The sequence below is a fragment of the Microbacterium sp. K41 genome, from assembly GCF_004794395.1.
Classification (GTDB): domain Bacteria; phylum Actinomycetota; class Actinomycetes; order Actinomycetales; family Microbacteriaceae; genus Microbacterium; species Microbacterium sufflavum.
Genome location: NZ_SSDO01000268.1, coordinates 1 through 2,978 on the forward strand (window position 1 = coordinate 1; position 2,978 = coordinate 2,978).

Annotated in this window: 4 protein-coding genes; all 4 read right to left on the reverse strand. The window is 73.6% G+C overall.

From position 1 onward, the window contains the following. Positions 1-569 (reverse strand): alpha/beta fold hydrolase (locus tag DW309_RS07325; RefSeq protein WP_136044991.1); only part of this gene is annotated, 569 nt, incomplete at its 3' end. 34 nt (positions 570-603) lie between these two features. Then, a complete protein-coding gene (locus DW309_RS07330; protein ID WP_136029039.1) occupies positions 604-1,191 on the reverse strand; it encodes a TetR/AcrR family transcriptional regulator in 588 nt (195 codons plus the stop codon). A 47-nt stretch (positions 1,192-1,238) separates the two neighbouring features. Next, a complete protein-coding gene (locus tag DW309_RS07335; RefSeq protein WP_136044992.1) occupies positions 1,239-2,096 on the reverse strand; it encodes an ATP-binding cassette domain-containing protein in 858 nt (285 codons plus the stop codon). Continuing rightward, positions 2,093-2,978: ABC transporter ATP-binding protein (locus DW309_RS07340; protein WP_136044993.1), on the reverse strand; the 886-nt coding region annotated here is incomplete at its 5' end. The genes DW309_RS07335 and DW309_RS07340, both read right to left, overlap by 4 nt.

The window sequence follows — 2,978 nt, forward strand, 5'->3', positions numbered from 1 at the left end:
GCTCTTCCGATCTTGCCCGCCGCCATCGCGTCATCGGCGCCGCCCAGCAGCAGCACCGGCTGCGCGGGCACGCCGCCCTCGGGCGCGAACGGCTCAGTGGCGAGCCCCTCGATCAGGTCGAGCAGCGCGCCGGCGCGGTTGCCGGGAAGAGTCGCCATGTGCACGATCATCGCGGTCAGTGGATCCGCGGGCGCCGCCCCTCCCCCGACGGCGGCACGGGCAGCCGGAAGGTCGACCAGCGCGAAGGGCTCCCCCGCGCTGAGCCCGCCGAGGACCAGGCGGCGCACCGCCACGCGCGGGTGACGAGCGAGGTCCCAGGCGAGCCGGGCGCCCAGCGAGTAGCCGACCAGATCGATCTCGTCCGGTCCGATCGTCTCGGCGAGCGCGTCGAGCACGGCCGAGGTCGGGACCACGCCGAGCGCCTCCGCCTCACCGTGCGCCGGGAGGTCGATCACGACGCGCGGGCGGTCGCCGAGCACCTCCGTCCACTCCGTCTCCGGCCAGTCCTGGGAGCCGCGCGAGGCGAGGCCGTGCAGGAACACCACGGGTCGAGCTGTCTGTGCGGTCATGCGGCGCCTCCCTGTGCGGACCGGCGCCCCGCGATCAGCGCAGCCGCGCCAGGAACCGGTCGATGTAGCTCTCGTAGTCGGCGATGCGGTCGCCGTCCGGATACATGAGGTTGATGACGGTCGCGCCCACCGCCGCCGAGATGAACTCGTCCGCGAGCGAGCCGTAGTCCTGCTCGCGGATCGACCCCTCGTCGCGGGCCGCCTCCATCCGCTCGATCAGCGAGCGCCGCCACGACGCCAGGTGCCCGCGATACAGCTCCGCGAGCGCCTCGTTCGCCATCGCGTACTCCCACAGCGCCAGCAGCACCCGCCCCGCGGCGATCTGCTCCCGGTCGCGCGGGATGGTCGCCTGCAGGAAGCCCCGCAGCGCATCGTCGGCCGCGACCGGCTCCTCGCCCGCCGCCTGCACGCCCTCCGACATCTGCTGCAGGATCGTCTCGAACGTCGCCGCGACGATGCTCTCCTTGCCGGGGAAGTAGTGCTTCAGAGCCCCGTTCGCGAACCCCGCCTCCGCGGCGATGCTGCGCATCGTCGCAGCCTCGAAGCCGCCCTTCAGGATGATGCTCTTGGCCACCTCGACGATGTCCCGTCGCCGCTGGTCGTGGTCGATGATCTTCGGCATGGCGTCCTTCCGGCCGGGTCCGGGTGAGTGCGAGTTCCGGCCTGGAGCTACCGTACCGCCGCATCGGGCACCTCCCGCAGAGCGAGCCACTGCGCCCGGCGCTCCCACTGCGCGACCGGGTCGGCCACGGGCGAGGCGAGGCGCAGCCGCTCGGAGTAGGGGTGCCGCGGGGCGCGGGTGACCTGCTCGCCCTCGCCCACCTCCACCAGCTCGCCGCGGTACATCACGGCCACCCGGTGGCACACGCGCCGCACGACGCCGAGGTCGTGCGACACGAACAGGTACGCCACGCCGGTGTCGCGCTGCAGCTCGATGAACAGGTCGAGGATGGTGGCCTGCGTGGTGAGGTCGAGCGCGCTCACGGGCTCGTCGCACACGATCAGCCGCGGTCCGCGCACCAGGGCGCGGGCGATCGCGACGCGCTGCCGCTGACCGCCGGAGAACTCGCTCGGGTAGCGGTCCATGCTGGCCGAGGGCAGCCGCACCCGGTCGAGCATCTCGCGCACCTTCGCCTCGGCGGCCTTCGCGCCGAGGCCGGTCGTGAGCAGCGGCTCGGTGAGGATGTCGCCGATCGTGAGGGCGGGGTTGAGCGAACCGTACGGGTCCTGGAACACGACCTGCACGTCGTCGGCGAGCGCGCGGCGGGCACGACCGCCCAGGCGGCTGATCTCGCGTCCGTCGAAGCGGATGCTCCCCTCGGTCACAGGGGCCAGGCCGAGGATGGCCTTGCCGAGCGTGGACTTGCCCGACCCGGACTCGCCCACGAGCCCGAGGCACTCCCCCGGCGCGATGTCGAGCGAGACCCCGTGCAGCGCGCGGAACGCGGTGCGCCCGCGCCCGTACTCCACCACCAGGTCGCTCACCTCGAGCAGCGGGCGGGTCGCGGTGTCGGTCGCGGCGGTCATGCGGGCACCTCCGTACGGTGGCGGTCGAGCTCGGCGCGGCCGGCGGCGTCGTCGAGCGAGGCGGCGATCAGCTCGCGCGTGTAGGGCTCCGCGGGCGCGGCGAACAGGTCGTCGACCGGTCCGGACTCCACGATGTCGCCGCCGCGCATCACGATCACGCGGTCGCAGATGTCGGCGACGACGCCGAAGTTGTGCGTGACGATCAGCAGCGCCATGCCGTACTCGGCCTGCAGCTCGCGCAGCAGCTCGAGCACCTCGGCCTGCACGGTCACGTCGAGCGCCGTGGTGGGCTCATCGGCCACGAGCAGTGAGGGCCGCCCGGCGATCGCGCCCGCGATGAGCACGCGCTGCGCCATGCCGCCGGACACCTGATGCGGGTAGCTGCGCATGACCCGGTCGGGGTCGGTGAGACCGACCCGCACGAGCACGGCGCGCGCCCGCTCGGTCGCGGCCGCGCGGCTGAGTCCGTGCACGCGGCGCAGCGGCTCGACCAGCTGGTGCCCGATCGTGTACGAGGGGTCGAGGTTGCTCATGGGCTCCTGCGGCACGTAGCCGATCGTGCGCCCGAGCAGTGCGTGCCGCTGGGCGGGCGTCGCCGCGGTCACGTCGGTGCCGCCCACCCAGATCGCGTCGGCGGTCGCGCGGCCGGTGGAGGGCAGCAGATCGAGCACCGAGAACACCGTCTGCGACTTGCCCGATCCGGACTCGCCCACGATGCCGACCACCTCGCCGGGGGCGACGTCGAGGGTGACCCCGTGGACGACCTCGGTCTCGCCGTTCGGCGTGGCGTGCACGACGCGCAGGTTCTCGACGCGCAGCGCCGACGAGGCGGCCTCGTGCTGCGCGGCCCCGGTCGGGGCGGGGGCGTCGGCGGCGGCGACC

Coding starts and splice junctions, on each gene's coding strand:
- DW309_RS07330 (WP_136029039.1), bottom strand. CDS start 1,191: ATGCCGAAGATCATCGACCACGACCAGCGGCGACGGGACATCGTCGAG.
- DW309_RS07335 (WP_136044992.1), bottom strand. CDS start 2,096: ATGACCGCCGCGACCGACACCGCGACCCGCCCGCTGCTCGAGGTGAGC.